This is a genomic window from Tardiphaga sp. OK245, assembly GCF_900108575.1.
GTDB lineage: Bacteria > Pseudomonadota > Alphaproteobacteria > Rhizobiales > Xanthobacteraceae > Tardiphaga > Tardiphaga robiniae.
Genome location: NZ_FNWZ01000003.1, coordinates 226,338 through 240,640, shown reverse-complemented (window position 1 = coordinate 240,640; position 14,303 = coordinate 226,338). Strand labels below are relative to the sequence as shown.

Sequence of the window (14,303 nt, the reverse complement as noted above, 5' to 3'; positions counted from 1 at the left end):
GTCACGTTGAACGAACAACCGCCTGGAGCCGGATGCCGCCCAATGCAGACCATGTCTCACATCCTCATCGTCGATGACGATCTTGCCATACGAAAACTGCTGGGACGCTATCTGACCGAACAAGGCTACCGCGTATCCATCGCCTCCGACCAGCGAACGATGAAGGAAGCGCTGCAGACCAACGAGGTCAGCCTGATCGTTCTCGATGTCCTGCTCCCCGATGGGTCGGGGCTCGATATCTGCCGCGATCTTCGGCGGGAGGGCTCTGAGATACCCGTCATCCTGTTGACGGCGCTGAAGGAGGATGTCGACCGGATCATCGGTCTCGAAATCGGCGCGGACGACTATCTCGGCAAACCGTTCAATCCGCGCGAGTTGCTCGCCCGCATCCGCGCGGTGCTTCGCCGCAAGGTGACGCAGGATATCCAGCTCTCCCAGGTACTCGAACATCACTTCGGCAGATTTAAACTCCATCCCGGCGCGCGGCAGTTGCTGGACGAAAACGGGCAGCCGTTCGATCTCACGACAGCTGAATTCGAACTGTTGCTCGTGCTGGTCAGACGGCCGGGCCGCCTGCTCTCGCGTGATCAACTGATCGAACTGACGAACCGCAGCTCCGACGACGTGTTCGATCGCTCGATCGACGTGTTGATGAGCCGGTTGCGCAAGAAGCTTGGCGACAATGATGATTTCCAGTTGATCAAAACCGTGCGCAACGGCGGTTACATTTTCTCGGCACGCGTTGAAACGATCGGTGCAGACACATGAACTCCATACGCATTCGATTTTCCTTGATGCTGGTGGGCTCGGTCCTTTGTGTGGTGATCCTGGCCAGCGCCGTGATGTCGCAAATGATACTCGGGCTGGTCGAAAAGGATTTTCGTGACGGATTGACGTCTCGCGTCGCTGCATTTTCCAACAGCATCACCTTTCGCGGAAACGATGCAGTCTTTCATCTTCAGCCGGCGCCCATCGAGGGAAAGCTTCTGGAAGCGCCGACCAAGCTTCTGCAGGAAGCATTTCAAAAATCGCAAGCCAATTTCGACATTTTCGTCAAGCAAACGCCGGATGGCCAACGATGGGCGTCCATCAAGATGGGCCCCGGCTGGCTGAGCTGGCCCATACGCGAGCACGCGCCGCCTCCTGAAGTGTGGTGGGGCCTCGCCGGCTGGATGGTACTGATCACGGTTGGCGTCATCGGGGTTGCTCTTACGGTCGCCCATCAGACGACGAACCAGCTTAAATTGCTGCAGAGCATGGCGATGTCCGTTGGCAAGAACGGCGTGCTGCCCGTGCTCAAAGAAGAAGGGTCTATCGAAATCAAGGCAACCGCTCAGGCACTGAACATGATGGGCGCAAGTCTGAAAAAAGCGATGGACAGCAAGATCAGACTTGTGGCTGCCGCAGGGCACGATTTGCGGACACCCATGACACGCATGCGTCTGCGCGCCGAATTTCTCAACGAACGAGAGCGTGAGGAGTGGCTGCATGACCTCGATGAAATGGATCACATTGCCGACAGCGCCATCCAGCTCGTTCGGGAAGAGACCGTCGGAAAAGGCACCGAGCACGTCAGACTAGACGAACTCGTCGGGGACGTTTGCGCCGAACTCACCCTGATCAAGATGCGGGTGACAATTGCCGGACTCGATCACAGCATCGTCAAGATCTCGCCTCTCGCACTCAAGCGCGCCCTGCGCAATCTCATCATCAATGCTGCAACCCATGGCGGCGGCGCCATCGTAAGCCTGAGAGTTCGCGATCGCCGCGCTGTCGTCCTGATCGATGACAACGGTCCCGGCATTCCCGAACAATTCCTGGCAAGTGCCTTCGAACCGTTCTTTCGCGTCGATCCAGCCCGCCGCCAGTCCATTCCCGGCGCCGGGCTCGGCCTAGCCATCGCCAAGGAAATTGTCGAGCGGCAGGGTGGCACGCTCGGAATCGAGAACCGGCAGCCTCACGGGTTAAGGCAGACGCTTTCCATCGAGATCGATATCGCAAACGTATCATCGGTCGCAGCCTGAACGACGCGCTCGCCGTGCGACCACACGGTGCCGCTGCAGACCATCACTGAAGAATGATCCTTCGTAAGCAACACCTGTTCAGCCGGACCACAGGATCATCGCGATCCCGAAGACGAGCAACGGATAATACGCAACCTCCACGCTCAGGAATGCGAAGTCTTTTGTGCGAGACCAGAGGCGCCGAACGGATATCCGTATTCGGGCGCGTTCCCAGGACGCTGTTGGAGCGATGCGACACATCTAGCTACCCTGCCCCCTCAACCCTTCCAGGTTGGATTGAAATCCACTCGCCGAACCGCCCCTGGCACGACCGTAGGCATAGAGCTCTTTCATATAATCGGTATCGAAATTGGTTGGATCGCTCGTGGTGAGCTTGCCCGCGTCGATGGCCGTTGCTTTGAAATCCCAGTTGTTGCGTTTGCAGAAATCGTATGTCGCGATCATCGCATTGCGCGTATTGGCCTTCACCGAGGTCTGAAACGAGCGCGCCACGATCGGAAGCGTCAGATCCGACGTATAGGAAGCGTCGGGCGACAGCTTGCCGTTAACGATCACGAAGACCCGAGACTTCGTAGCCAGCGATCCCGCATGGGCCGTCAACACGCTTTCCGGCACAGCCAGAATATTCGATGTCACGCCGCCATCGACATGCATCTCGGAATACATGTTTCCGCCGGACTCGACGGCGATCAAGGCCGGCGGGAAAATCCCGGGGATAGCGGCTGACGCAGCGAGAACATTCCGGAACAACTCGTAGCGGCCAGGACTATCGCTGCTTGCGATCTCCCCCATATTCCAGAGCGTCGTCCCTTGGGTGTCGAGGTTCGTGGTGGCCACGATGAGCATCTTGCCCTTGCGATACCGTGCGCCGACCGCATCGATGATCCGATCATCGGCATATTTTGAGATGAGGTCTTTCATCGGTCCCGCCTTGAAGACGCCCGATCCAACAACGGCGTTGATCCCCGCGATACGCATCAGATTTTCAGTAGCGCCGCTGGTGAAGATCGCTTCGAGACGGCCGTCATAGCCCGGGCCGAGAAACGCAAATGGCGCAATCAGGGCGCCGACGCTGGAGCCAGTGACGATATCGAAATCGGGGCGCAGCCCGGAGTCGGACCAGCCTTTCAGGAATCCTGCGCCATAGGAGCCGTCAGCGCCGCCGCCGGACAAGGCAAGGATGGTGAGCGGTGCGGCACCGCGCCGCGATCCCGCGAAGATGCGATAGCCTTCGTCGGGCGATATCCTGGCCAACGGAATCTGCGGGATCGTCGCGCGCGCGCTTGCGATCAGCGGCGCGCGCGGCAGCGACGCACAGGCCGACAGCAGCAGCGCCGTGCAAATAATGGTAAGCGTCGCGCGAGGCATCACGCGAGCTCTGCAACGATCAAAGTGAATCTTGAAAACTGGGCCATGCGGGTTTCCATGTCCGGAAACTCTTGCACGGTTGATTTGCCATTTGTTTGCGCGTTTATTTCATTATGTTTCGCGCGGCGGCTGCAAACCGAATGCGACAATTCCATCCACACGTCCACGAATGGGAAGATGACCGAGTGCACTGACCGTGAATGGCGGTGCCGAGGCAAAGCAATCCATCGCCGCCTTCGATGCGACAAAACCGCCCTCTACACCACGACTGAGCTCTTCCAGCCGCGAGGCGGTGTTCATGACGTCGCCATTGAAGACAATCGCACGTTTGACGTCGCCGATTTCGCCGATGATCACCGGCCCGAAATGCAGGCTACCGCGAATGCGGGGCGCTGCGCCAAACTCACGTTCAAACTGCCCCGCTTTGCGTGCCAATTCGTCGCGCATGGCGATGAAGCAGCGCAACGGACGGCAATCGACCGCACCGTCCCGCTTCGTCCAGGTCACGATCATCTCGTCGCCGACATAGGCAAGTACCTCGCCGCGATAGTCGACAACCGGAAGCGATAGCAGGCGAAAGGTCCGATCGAGGAAACGGTGGATACCGACGCCACCAAGTTGCTCGGCCAGGCTGGTCGAGCCCGCAATATCCACGAACAGGACGAAACGCTCTTCCTCGACCGGCGTGTGATAGCGCCCGGTGAAGAAGTTCAACAAAGCGCGTCCGCCGACGAGATTGGTGATTGCCAAAGCCAGATTGACGACGATGGAGACGACGACCGAATAGACCAGGCTCGACCAGAACGTATCCTCCGCGATCTCGACCGTCCGCCCGATCAGCACATCCGCAAGCCGAAACCATTGCACGGCCAAAATCACGACGGCGTAGAACGCGCTCTTGATCAGGAGGTTGGCGGTGAACGAGCGACCGCTCAGCCAGATCCGGATCGGACCATCGGCCACCATGATTTCGAAGCCGCCCAGAACCGTGCTGATCACCAATCCGATCACGAGCCCGGGCAGAATGGGCAGATCGTGGGTGGCACTGAACGCCACGCCGGCGGCGGCGCCAGCGGCCATAATCGTCGTGAGGACCCTTAGTTTCCGTTCAAGCCTGGCGTTCATGGTCCCTCCCACCGGCACAGCCGACGGGAGGGGGGTATATCAGATCGTCCGAGGGAGGGCTGACACGGGCCGATGGCAAAGGTTGCCCGCCAGCAGACCGATGCGTGGCCTCGCCGAGCGCTGCCGTCCACGCCGATATGATCTTCATCCTTTTACAACCACCCCAAGCTTCTCGCCGGCAGCGGTCAGGTTCCGTTAACGGAACTCGCTGCATTTAGTGAAAATGGATGCGCTCATCGCGTCCGGCGGGGAGACCAATGCAGCCATCGGAGCACGAAACCGCACACAGCGGCGTCACACGCACGTGGGGCCGGCGGCAATGAGCACGACGACCATCTTCTGGTTCACGCTCGCCAACTTCCTGTCATCAGGTCTCGTCTGGGCCTATGTCGCACGCTGCTATCCGAACTTCGTCCCGGCCCGCTACTGGAGCGCCGCTTCACTGAGCGCGTCGATCGGCCCTGCTCTCGGCCTGCTGTTTCCCAATCCCGTCGGCCTGCTGTTCGCCGCGCAGATGACAGTTCTCGCTTACTGTCTGTCAGAGGTCGGTATCCGCCGCTTTTACGACAGGCCTACATCCTGGATCGCCACCGCCCTGGTAATTTCCGCGAGCCTCGCCGGCTTCATGTTCTTCAGACTGGTCATCGACGATTATGCGATGCGCGTTGTCGTCTACTCGCTGAGCCAGGGCGTTCCCGTGGCGCTGACGCTACCGCTGCTACTGTCGCGCGATCATCGGCGCAGCAATCACGGCGCACGGATGGCCGGCTACCTCTCGATTCTCTTGCTTGTTGCTTTTGCCTGCCGCGCGATCGCCGCGCTGCTTCATCTGGGCGGCAGCGAGACGACCATGGTGACGGTCGATGCGGTACAGGCCGGCTTCATGCTGGTGGCGGCATTCCTCGCCATGACATGGAATTACGGACTGCTGATGATGGCGATCGACCGCCTGCGCGGCGACGCAGCCGAACTGGCGCTGATCGACGATCTGACCGGCGCTGGCAATCGCCGCCGCCTGTTGCAGCGGATGGACGAGGAATGTGCGATGGCGCGGCGGACCGCACGCCCATACGCACTGCTGGCGATCGACCTCGACGGCTTCAAGGCGGTCAATGATGGCTTCGGTCACAGCGCCGGCGACGACTGCCTGAGGCAATTCGCCCAAGCAGCGCAAGATCAGTTGCGCCCCGGCGATACGCTGGCCCGATGCGGCGGCGACGAGTTCTGCATCGTGTTGCCCGACACCGACCTGCAGCAGGCAGGCGAGATCGCGCGGCGCGTGCTGGCGGCCTGCCCGCGACAATTTGGCAATGCCGGACACACAGTGAGGACTCTATCCGCCTCCATCGGCGTCGCGCAGTGGTCCCCCGACCTCATCGCCTCCCCAGAGCGATTGATGGCGGCTGCCGATCACGCCCTGTATCAGGCCAAACACAGCGGCAAGAACCGGGTCGTGCTCTATGAGCCCGCACCACCGCTGGCACCGATCTTCGATGACGAGATCGGAAGCGCTCCCTTGCCGGCACCGCATGCCCTCACTGCAATGACCGGGCCGGATCACCACCATTCCGGCTTCTGAGACCTGCGGCGCCAGGATGAATTGCGCGTGAACGCCTTCACAAATAACGCGTATTTCGCCCCCAAAATGCTAAGCAGCTTCCCGAATGACACGTGGCTTTCTGACTCGGCCTTTTCCAAAGGATAATTTGCCCATGCCTTCGTTCCGTTTTCTCGCCTCCGCCGGCCCGGCCCTGGCTTTGGCCCTCGCGCTGTGTGGCGCGCCCGCGGTCGCATCGGCGCAGACGTTCAATGACGCCCAGCGCGGCGAGATCCAGAAGATCATCAAGGACTATCTGATCACCCATCCGGAAATCCTCGAAGAGGTTTCTGCCGAACTCACCAAGCGTCAGGCCCAGGCCGAAGCCGAGAAGCACCAGGCTGCGATCGCCGCGAACGCAAACACCATCTTCAACTCGCCACGCGGCGTCGTCGTCGGCAACAAGGATGGCGACGTCACCTTCGTCGAGTTCTTCGATTACAATTGCGGCTACTGCAAGCGCGCCATGGACGACATGGTCGGCATCATGAAGAACGATCCGAAGCTCAAGGTCGTGCTGAAGGAATTCCCGGTGCTCGGGCCCGGCTCGGTTGAAGCCGCCCAGGTTGCTGTCGCCGTGCGCATGCAGGACCCGACCGGCAAGAAGTATCTCGACTTCCACCAGAAGCTGTTGAGCGGCCGCGGTCAGGCCGACAAGGCCCGCGCCTTGGCAGCGGCCAAGGAAGCAGGTCTCGACGTCGCCAGACTGGAAAAGGACATGGCGAGCCCGGAAGTGCGCGCGACCATCGAAGAGAACTTCAAGCTCGCGGAATCCATGGGCATGAACGGCACGCCGAGCTACGTCATCGGCAAGCAGGTGATCATCGGTGCCGTCGGCGCAGACGCGCTGAAGGAGAAGATCAACCAGGCCCGCTGCGGCAAGGCGCTCTGTTCGTAAATCCAGACTCCGGCAGAGTGATTCATACCGTCGCCCGCGCCGACACGAACATCTCGGAAATATGACAAACCGGCTGCATCGCAGCCGGTTTTTTATTTATCTTGCGGTAGCGGTCAAAGCGGCTGAACGCCATCTGTGATAGGGTAACCTATCCCCAACGGTAAAAGGATGCAGCGGACACCCCGCCTAAGTTCCCAATGTTGACCGATACCAAACAGGAGCAGCGGCTCCTGAAGATTTCGATTTACGTCACGCTTCTCATTTCATTTGCCAGCATCGCTTTCGGGCTCGCCATCAGTTCGCGCGCCATCGCCTTCGACGGTTTTTACACGTTGATCGACGCAGCCATGACCGGCGTTGCATTGCTGACCGCAAGACTGATCAGCAGAGGCGAAGACGACCGCTTCCAGTATGGCTACTGGCACCTTGAACCGATCCTCGCGCTGATCAACGGCTCGGTGCTCAGCTTCGCTTGCGCCTATGCCTTCATCGACGGCCTTAACGGGCTGATCACCGGCGGTCGCGCCATCGAATTCGGCCCCGGCGCTATCTTCGCCGCGGTGGCGGGTGCCATCAGCTTCGGCATGAGCATCTATATCCGCCGCTCGGCCGGCGAACACGGCTCGCAACTGCTCGACATCGATGCCCGTGCCTGGCTGATGGGCGGTGTCCTCAGTCTGGCGGTCTGCATCAGCTTCCTGCTCGGAGCGGTGATGGCGACGACCCCAGCAGCGGCCTATGCACCGCTGGTCGATCCGCTGATCCTGCTGGTGGTTGCGATCTGCCTGCTGCCGTTTCCGCTTTCGACGATCTGGAATGCCGGCCGCGACATCCTGCAGGTCGCACCGAGCGATCTCGACGAGGAGGTTCGCGAGCTCGCGCAATCGATCGCGCACAAGCATGGCTTCAGCGACTGCAGCTCGCATGTGATGCGCTCCGGCCGCCAGCAATTCATCGAGATCGGGCTGGTGGCACCGTCCGGCGAGATCAGCAAGACCTTCGCCGAACTTGACGCCATCCGCGCCGAGATCGCTTTGGCCATGGGCGGCCTCAGCCCGGGTTATTGGCTGACGGTGGATTTCACCGCCGACAAGCGCTGGGTGTAAGTCACGCCCGCGCTTTGTGCCGAACACGCCAGGCTAGAACAAAGGCAAGAGACAGGACGAGCACCACGCCCAGCACGATCGCGTCGGCGCGAAGCCGGCCGCCGGGACGATCGATGTAAAGCGAGCGCAGCGATGGCGCCTCTCCGTCGTGCGCAAGACGAAACGCCACGACGCTGTCGCCGATCGAGGTGCCTACTTCCGAATGACCGCCGGCGGCGATGACCACATACTGCTCTCCATTCGCGGCGTAAGTCATCGGATTGGCGACGCCCGGCACCGGTAGCCGCCCCTGCCAGAGTTCGGCGCCGGTCTTCGCATCATACGCACGCAGGTAGGCGTCCATCGCGCCGGTGAAGATCACGCCGCCGCGCGTCGCCAGCAGACCATTGACCAGCGGCATGCCGGTGGCCAGTGCGAGCCCCAGTGGCGCGGTGTCCTCGCTGGTGCCGACCTTCGACTCCCACAGCACTTTGCCGGCCTTGAGGTCCACCGCAACCATCGCGCCCCATGGCGGCTTGTTGCAGGGCATGCCGAGCGGCGACGTCACAAGCGCCCGCGTCATGGCAAAGGGCGCACCGCGCTGCGCGCCGAAATCGGCACCGGCCGGCGGCCTGTAGTTCTGCGCCTCGGCGCGTGGGATCAACGTCACCCGATGCACAGCGCGGCTCGTATTGGCATAGAGCACCTGCCTGACGGGATCGAAGGCAACACCGCCCCAGTTGACGCCGCCACCGGTCATCGGAAACAGCAAGGTGCCGCCCCCCGTCGCAGGTGGCGTGTAGAGGCCTTCGTTGCGTCCACTGGCCAGTTCATCCCGGCACTTGCCGCGATCCCAGAATGTCACGCCAAAGGCGTCATCCGGTGTTACGCGTTGCGGCACCAGCGTCGGAAGATGCGTGGGAAAGGGCTGAGAGGGCGACAGCGCTTCGCCCTCAACGCCGCCTTGCGGAACGGCCCTCTCCTCCACCGGCCAGATCGGCGTGCCGCTGCTGCGATCCAGCACAAACAGAAAGCCCTGCTTGGTGGCCTGGATGACGACATCGCGGGGACCGCTTGCCAGATCGATACGGGCCAGCGTCGGCTGCGCCGGCACGTCGTAGTCCCAGACATCGTGATGCACGGTCTGGAACGACCAGACCAGTTCACCCGTGTCGATCTTCAGCGCAACGACCGAATTGGCGTGCGCATTGTTACCGGGCCGCTTGCCGCCCCAGAAATCCGGACTGGGTGACGACGTCGGCAAGAACAGCAATCCGCGTTCGTCATCCACCGACATCGGCGCCCAGACATTGGCGTGGCCGGCTTCGATACCGTCATGGACCAGCGGATCCCACGACCATCGCGGCGCGCCGCTTCGCACATCGAACGCGCGGACGGTCCCCTTGGGCGCGCTCACACGCCGATTGTCGGCGAGTGCAGAACCGACCACGACGACGTCGCGCCCGACCACCGGCGGCGATGTGATCTGAAATTCACCGGGGCCATCAAGCGGCATTCCCGGGTCGAGCTTGACCTCACCCTGCGCGCCGAAGTCGGCACATGGCAGTCCGGTCGCGGTATCCAGCGCAATGACACGGGCATCGTTGGTACCCATGAAGATGCGGCTGCGACAAGTAGCGCCAGATGCTGCGCGATCGTCACGCCAATAGGCAACGCCGCGGCACACCCATCGATTGGCCGGACGCACATCCGCTGCGACCCGCGCATCAAAACGCCACTTCTGCCGACCGCTGGCGGGATCGAGTGCAATCACCTCGTTGAATGGCGTACAGAAGACGAGGCTGTCTTCAACCAGGAGGGGCGTCGCTTCGAATTTGGTGCGTGCCATCTGTGCAGGTGTGCGACGCAGGAGATCGCCAGTCTGGAAGCGCCAGGCCTCGATCAGGCGGCCGACATTGTCGGAGGTGATCTGGTCAAGCGGCGCAAAGCGAGAGCCACCACGGTCGCTACCCCAATGCTCCCATCCAAGAGCAGGTGCTACCGACAGGACTACGAGCGCCAGGATTCCTCCAATCCAATTCCTCATCGAAGCACAGCTCCGCAGATCCCGACCGATACGATCTGATGTTAGTCGTTGAGGCCGCCCTGTCCATGTCGAACGCATCGTAAAGAGGCCGGCTGCGTAACAGCCGGCCTCTTTGAAACCTGATCAATATTACAGCGATAGTTACGCGATGTTCTCGATTGTCGTTTCGCCGTCCTCCGGGCGCTGCTCAAAGCGTGATAGCTTGTTTGCCGTATTTTCCAGGACGCCGGCGATGAAATCGGACACCGAATTCTCGATCGGCCCCGCTTCCGCAATCTTCTGAACGATCATCTCCACAAAGGCTGGCATCGCATTTTCCTTATTCGATGGTGCAATGCACGTGCTGCCATTTGGTTCCGGCTGAGACCGTCTTCATTCCATTTCCGACTTAGGAACATCCCCAACGGTGGTGGATTGCCCTTTACGGAGGAGGAGAAAGAGCAATGCCAAAATATCATTTCGAGATTGTCGATGGTTTCCGGCTTGAGGACCCCGTAGGTCTGGATTGTAGCGACGACACGCAAGCCAGGGATGTCGCCAAGAATATTGCTCATCAAATCGCAGTTGATATCGCAGGCGACTGTGACCGGAAGGTCGTCGTCATCGATGACAACGGCGATGAAGTCTACAAGACGAAGATCAAGCCCTGACGCGGCGTGACGTATACTCAAGCATAACAAAAGCAATGGAACTACACTTTCTCAGGAACATCCCTCCGCCGATGCCGTTGTACGGCGGGCAATGCATCGCGAGGAGAACCAAGATGAACAACCGTTTATTGATGAGCGTCGCCGCCGCTGCACTGATTGCAGGTTCGGGTTTGGCTAGCGCGCAAAATCCCGGCGGCGCAGGAGCTGCAACATCGGGTGGCGGCGCCGGAGGTGCCGGAATGACCCGTGAGGCGCCGGCGGGCGGTGCTGCACGTAGCGGCGCAACGAGCGCGCCCGCAGGCGGCGCGGCTGCCGATCGTGCTGCGCCGGCCGAACGCAACGCACCAGTCAACAAGGACGAAGCGACCGACACTACCAACAAGTCCGAGCAGAAGCCGGCGGTGAAGTCGACGCAGTCCGACGACAAGATGCAGCGTGACGACAAGCGTACGACCGACTCGACCCGTGACAGCGGAAAAGCCGGCAAGGACATGAAGGCCGATTCCAAGTCGACCACGACCACCGGTCAGGCCGGCGCGGGCGCCAAGCTGACCACCGAGCAGCGCACCAAGGTCACCACGGTCATCAAGCAGCAAAATATCCAGCCGGTGACCAATGTGAACTTCTCGATCTCGGTCGGCACCCGTGTGCCGCGCGAGGTTCGCTTCCACCCGCTTCCGGCTGAGATCATCACCGTCTATCCGGACTGGCGCGGCTATGAGTTCTTCCTGGTTCGCAACGAGATCATCGTCGTGAACCCGCGAACACTCGAGATCGTCGCAGTGCTCGACGCCTAAGGCGGCGCATCTGATGTGACACCGGGCGGGCTCGAAAGGGTCCGCCCGTTTGCTATCCGGGACGCTCCGCCCCTGTCGTGATCCGGCAGATTGCCGGAAATGGCGCCAGTGGCTTTAACCTTGGTTAATAAGCATTTTCCATAGGTTCCATCGGGATTTTTATGAATTGGGTGAGGTATTTGGCTGGGGGAACCGGGGGTCTAGAGGCTTCCCCTCCGCAGTCAGGTTACCTATAACCCCCGCAGAACGGCGCCCATCCGCGCCCATCGCGATTGCCCGGGATGTCCGATGGCCAATACCACGACCAACACCATCTACGTGCTCAACGGCCCCAACCTCAACCTGCTGGGAATCCGCGAGCCGGACACCTATGGGCATGCAACTCTGGCCGATGTCGAGAAGTTGTGCGTGACCACGGCCGCGCAATATGGCCTGACCGCAGATTGCCGGCAGTCCAATAGCGAGAGCGAGCTCATCGGCTATATCCATCAGGCCCGCGAGAAACACGTGGCCGGCATCGTGATCAATGGCGGCGCTTATTCGCACACCTCGATCGCCCTGCATGACGCCATTGTCGGTGTGCGCATTCCCACCGTGGAAGTGCATGTCAGCAACGTCTACACCCGCGAAAGCTTCCGCCACCATTCTTTCATCGCCAAGGCAGCCTTTGCCAGCCTCTGCGGCTTCGGCATCGAAGGCTATCGCCTTGCCATCAGCGGCCTGGCCGCAAAAATCGGTGCCAACGCCATCGCGTGACGCGCCCGCCTCGCTCATTATTCGTCTTTCACTTCAGACATTGGATTGCCCATGGCCCGCAAGCCTGACGACACACAGACCGCAACGCCGAAAGCCAGCAACGATAGCGGCATGATCCGCGAACTGGCGCTGCTGCTGGATGAAACCAACCTCACCGAGATCGAGGTCGAGCGCGCCGGACTGCGCGTGCGCGTCGCGCGTAACATCAGCGTTGCTGCCGCTGTGCCGGCTTATGCGCCCGCCCCGGCTGCTGCACCCGCGCCTGTCGCCGCAGCTGCTGCCGCACCGGCCGCCGCCGACATGACCAAGCATCCTGGCGCCGTGCCCTCGCCGATGGTCGGCACCGTCTACCGTGCCCCGGAGCCCGGCAAGCCGGCCTTCATCGAAGTCGGCACCAAGGTTGCTGCCGGACAGACTCTGGTCATCATCGAGGCGATGAAGACCATGAACCAGATCCCGGCGCCGCGGGCCGGTACCGTAACGCAGATCCTGATCGAAGACGGCTCGCCGGTCGAATACGGTGAAGCACTGGTCATCATCGAGTAACACCACAACGTCCTCTGACTTCGGAACGCCATGTTCGAGAAAATCCTGATCGCCAACCGCGGCGAGATCGCATTGCGCATCCTGCGGGCCTGCAAGGAGCTCGGCATCGCGACCGTGGCCGTGCATTCAACAGCGGACGCCGACGCCATGCATGTGCGCCTCGCCGACGAGAGCGTGTGCATCGGCCCGCCAGCGTCGAAAGACAGCTACCTCAACATCCCGTCGCTGCTCGCCGCCTGTGAAATCACCGGCGCAGATGCGGTGCATCCCGGTTACGGCTTCCTGTCCGAGAATGCGCGCTTCGCCGAGATCCTCGCCGACCATAATCTGAAGTTCATCGGCCCCAAGGCCGAGCACATCCGCCTGATGGGCGACAAGATCGAAGCCAAGAAGACCGCCAAGCGGCTTGGCATTCCCGTGGTGCCCGGCTCCGACGGCGGCGTCGGCCCCGAAGACGATGCCATAGCCATCGCCCGCGAGATCGGCTTCCCGGTCCTCGTCAAGGCAGCCGCCGGCGGCGGCGGCCGCGGCATGAAGGTCGCACAGACCGAAGCCGATCTGCTGATGGCGCTGTCCACTGCCTCGAACGAGGCCAAGGCCGCGTTCGGCGACGCGTCGGTCTATCTCGAAAAGTACTTGCAGAAGCCGCGCCACATCGAAATCCAGGTGCTGGGCGATGGCCGCGGCGGCGCGCTGCATCTCGGCGAGCGCGATTGCTCGCTGCAGCGCCGTCACCAGAAAGTCTGGGAAGAAGGCCCTTCGCCGATCCTGTCACCGGAAGCGCGCGCCAGGATCGGCGGCATCTGCGCCAAGGCGATGCAGGACATGCAGTATCTCGGCGTCGGCACCATCGAATTCCTCTACGAGGATGGCGAGTTCTATTTCATTGAAATGAACACCCGCATCCAGGTCGAGCATCCCGTCACCGAGATGATTACCGACATCGATCTTGTGCTGGAGCAGATCCGCATCGCCGCCGGCGGCGACCTGCCCTGCACCCAGGAAGAGGTCAACATCATCGGCCATTCCATTGAGTGCCGCATCAATGCCGAGAACCCGGAGACCTTCCGGCCCTCGCCCGGTACGATCACCCAGTATCACGCCCCCGGCGGCCTCGGCGTGCGCATCGATTCCGCGGTCTATCAGGGTTACAAGATCCCGCCCTATTACGACTCGCTGGTGGGCAAGCTGATCGTTCACGGGAAGAACCGGCCGGAATGCCTGATGCGGCTGCGCCGGGCCTTGGACGAGATCGTGGTGGACGGCGTCGAGACGACCCTGCCGCTGTTCCGGGCTCTGGCCCGGGAAAGCGACATTATCGAGGGCGACTACCACATCCACTGGCTGGAACAGTATCTCGCGGGCAAGCCTCCCAAGACCTGAAACATTTGGGATCAGTCTGGAACCAAT

General features: G+C 61.3%; 14 protein-coding genes. 10 read left to right on the top strand and 4 right to left on the bottom strand.

The genetic code is table 11. The features are described from left to right. Nucleotides 1-42 precede the first annotated feature (42 nt). Nucleotides 43-768, top strand: a complete 726-nt coding sequence (locus tag BLW80_RS13770) for a response regulator (protein WP_089264118.1) — start codon at nt 43-45, stop codon at nt 766-768. Continuing rightward, nucleotides 765-2,024, top strand: coding sequence for an ATP-binding protein (locus BLW80_RS13765; protein ID WP_093758399.1), 1,260 nt, complete (start codon nt 765-767; stop codon nt 2,022-2,024). The genes BLW80_RS13770 and BLW80_RS13765 overlap by 4 nt, the downstream gene beginning before the upstream one ends. A gap of 240 nt (nt 2,025-2,264) precedes the next feature. Here BLW80_RS13765 and BLW80_RS13760 read toward each other — a convergent pair whose 3' ends face one another. Both BLW80_RS13760 and BLW80_RS13755 read right to left on the bottom strand, forming a co-directional pair. Next, on the bottom strand, nt 2,265-3,392 hold the full coding sequence (locus BLW80_RS13760; protein ID WP_093758398.1) for a patatin-like phospholipase family protein: 1,128 nt from the start codon (nt 3,390-3,392) through the stop codon (nt 2,265-2,267). A gap of 111 nt (nt 3,393-3,503) precedes the next feature. Beyond that, on the bottom strand, nt 3,504-4,517 hold the full coding sequence (locus BLW80_RS13755) for an adenylate/guanylate cyclase domain-containing protein (protein ID WP_093759079.1): 1,014 nt from the start codon (nt 4,515-4,517) through the stop codon (nt 3,504-3,506). 319 nt (nt 4,518-4,836) lie between these two features. Between BLW80_RS13755 and BLW80_RS13750 the strand changes: the two genes are divergently transcribed. The 3 genes from BLW80_RS13750 to BLW80_RS13740 all read left to right on the top strand — a co-directional run bounded on the left by BLW80_RS13750 (nt 4,837) and on the right by BLW80_RS13740 (nt 8,118). Then, on the top strand, nt 4,837-6,096 hold the full coding sequence (locus BLW80_RS13750; protein ID WP_093759078.1) for a GGDEF domain-containing protein: 1,260 nt from the start codon (nt 4,837-4,839) through the stop codon (nt 6,094-6,096). A gap of 133 nt (nt 6,097-6,229) precedes the next feature. Next, nucleotides 6,230-7,012: a DsbA family protein gene (locus tag BLW80_RS13745; RefSeq protein ID WP_093758397.1), complete on the top strand. Its 783-nt coding sequence runs from the start codon at nt 6,230-6,232 to the stop codon at nt 7,010-7,012. 197 nt (nt 7,013-7,209) lie between these two features. Next, nucleotides 7,210-8,118, top strand: coding sequence for a cation diffusion facilitator family transporter (locus BLW80_RS13740; protein WP_093758396.1), 909 nt, complete (start codon nt 7,210-7,212; stop codon nt 8,116-8,118). Nucleotide 8,119: 1 nt separating this feature from the next. Here BLW80_RS13740 and BLW80_RS13735 read toward each other — a convergent pair whose 3' ends face one another. Further along, a complete protein-coding gene (locus BLW80_RS13735) occupies nt 8,120-10,144 on the bottom strand; it encodes a pyrroloquinoline quinone-dependent dehydrogenase (protein ID WP_093758395.1) in 2,025 nt (674 codons plus the stop codon). A gap of 141 nt (nt 10,145-10,285) precedes the next feature. Then, on the bottom strand, nt 10,286-10,453 hold the full coding sequence (locus BLW80_RS30285; protein WP_170849662.1) for a hypothetical protein: 168 nt from the start codon (nt 10,451-10,453) through the stop codon (nt 10,286-10,288). A 134-nt stretch (nt 10,454-10,587) separates the two neighbouring features. Between BLW80_RS30285 and BLW80_RS13730 the strand changes: the two genes are divergently transcribed. The 5 genes from BLW80_RS13730 to accC all read left to right on the top strand — a co-directional run bounded on the left by BLW80_RS13730 (nt 10,588) and on the right by accC (nt 14,276). Further along, nucleotides 10,588-10,794 (top strand): DUF6894 family protein, encoded by a 207-nt coding sequence (locus BLW80_RS13730; protein ID WP_089264111.1) that lies wholly within the window; start codon nt 10,588-10,590, stop codon nt 10,792-10,794. A 113-nt stretch (nt 10,795-10,907) separates the two neighbouring features. Next, the gene (locus tag BLW80_RS13725; RefSeq protein ID WP_093758394.1) at nt 10,908-11,591 is read left to right on the top strand and encodes a DUF1236 domain-containing protein; all 684 of its coding nucleotides are present in this window, start codon (nt 10,908-10,910) and stop codon (nt 11,589-11,591) included. Between the two features lie 288 nt (nt 11,592-11,879). Next, nucleotides 11,880-12,347 (top strand): type II 3-dehydroquinate dehydratase, encoded by a 468-nt coding sequence (aroQ, locus tag BLW80_RS13720; protein WP_093758393.1) that lies wholly within the window; start codon nt 11,880-11,882, stop codon nt 12,345-12,347. Between the two features lie 51 nt (nt 12,348-12,398). After that, complete coding sequence (gene accB / locus BLW80_RS13715; RefSeq protein ID WP_093758392.1) at nt 12,399-12,893, top strand: acetyl-CoA carboxylase biotin carboxyl carrier protein; 495 nt, start codon at nt 12,399-12,401, stop codon at nt 12,891-12,893. A gap of 30 nt (nt 12,894-12,923) precedes the next feature. Further along, nucleotides 12,924-14,276, top strand: a complete 1,353-nt coding sequence (accC, locus tag BLW80_RS13710; RefSeq protein ID WP_089264107.1) for an acetyl-CoA carboxylase biotin carboxylase subunit — start codon at nt 12,924-12,926, stop codon at nt 14,274-14,276. Nucleotides 14,277-14,303: the final 27 nt, after the last annotated feature.

Coding starts and splice junctions, on each gene's coding strand:
- BLW80_RS13770 (WP_089264118.1), top strand. CDS start 43: ATGCAGACCATGTCTCACATCCTCATCGTCGATGACGATCTTGCCATA.
- BLW80_RS13765 (WP_093758399.1), top strand. CDS start 765: ATGAACTCCATACGCATTCGATTTTCCTTGATGCTGGTGGGCTCGGTC.
- BLW80_RS13760 (WP_093758398.1), bottom strand. CDS start 3,392: ATGCCTCGCGCGACGCTTACCATTATTTGCACGGCGCTGCTGCTGTCG.
- BLW80_RS13755 (WP_093759079.1), bottom strand. CDS start 4,517: ATGAACGCCAGGCTTGAACGGAAACTAAGGGTCCTCACGACGATTATG.
- BLW80_RS13750 (WP_093759078.1), top strand. CDS start 4,837: ATGAGCACGACGACCATCTTCTGGTTCACGCTCGCCAACTTCCTGTCA.
- BLW80_RS13745 (WP_093758397.1), top strand. CDS start 6,230: ATGCCTTCGTTCCGTTTTCTCGCCTCCGCCGGCCCGGCCCTGGCTTTG.
- BLW80_RS13740 (WP_093758396.1), top strand. CDS start 7,210: ATGTTGACCGATACCAAACAGGAGCAGCGGCTCCTGAAGATTTCGATT.
- BLW80_RS13735 (WP_093758395.1), bottom strand. CDS start 10,144: ATGAGGAATTGGATTGGAGGAATCCTGGCGCTCGTAGTCCTGTCGGTA.
- BLW80_RS30285 (WP_170849662.1), bottom strand. CDS start 10,453: ATGCCAGCCTTTGTGGAGATGATCGTTCAGAAGATTGCGGAAGCGGGG.
- BLW80_RS13730 (WP_089264111.1), top strand. CDS start 10,588: ATGCCAAAATATCATTTCGAGATTGTCGATGGTTTCCGGCTTGAGGAC.
- BLW80_RS13725 (WP_093758394.1), top strand. CDS start 10,908: ATGAACAACCGTTTATTGATGAGCGTCGCCGCCGCTGCACTGATTGCA.
- aroQ (WP_093758393.1), top strand. CDS start 11,880: ATGGCCAATACCACGACCAACACCATCTACGTGCTCAACGGCCCCAAC.
- accB (WP_093758392.1), top strand. CDS start 12,399: ATGGCCCGCAAGCCTGACGACACACAGACCGCAACGCCGAAAGCCAGC.
- accC (WP_089264107.1), top strand. CDS start 12,924: ATGTTCGAGAAAATCCTGATCGCCAACCGCGGCGAGATCGCATTGCGC.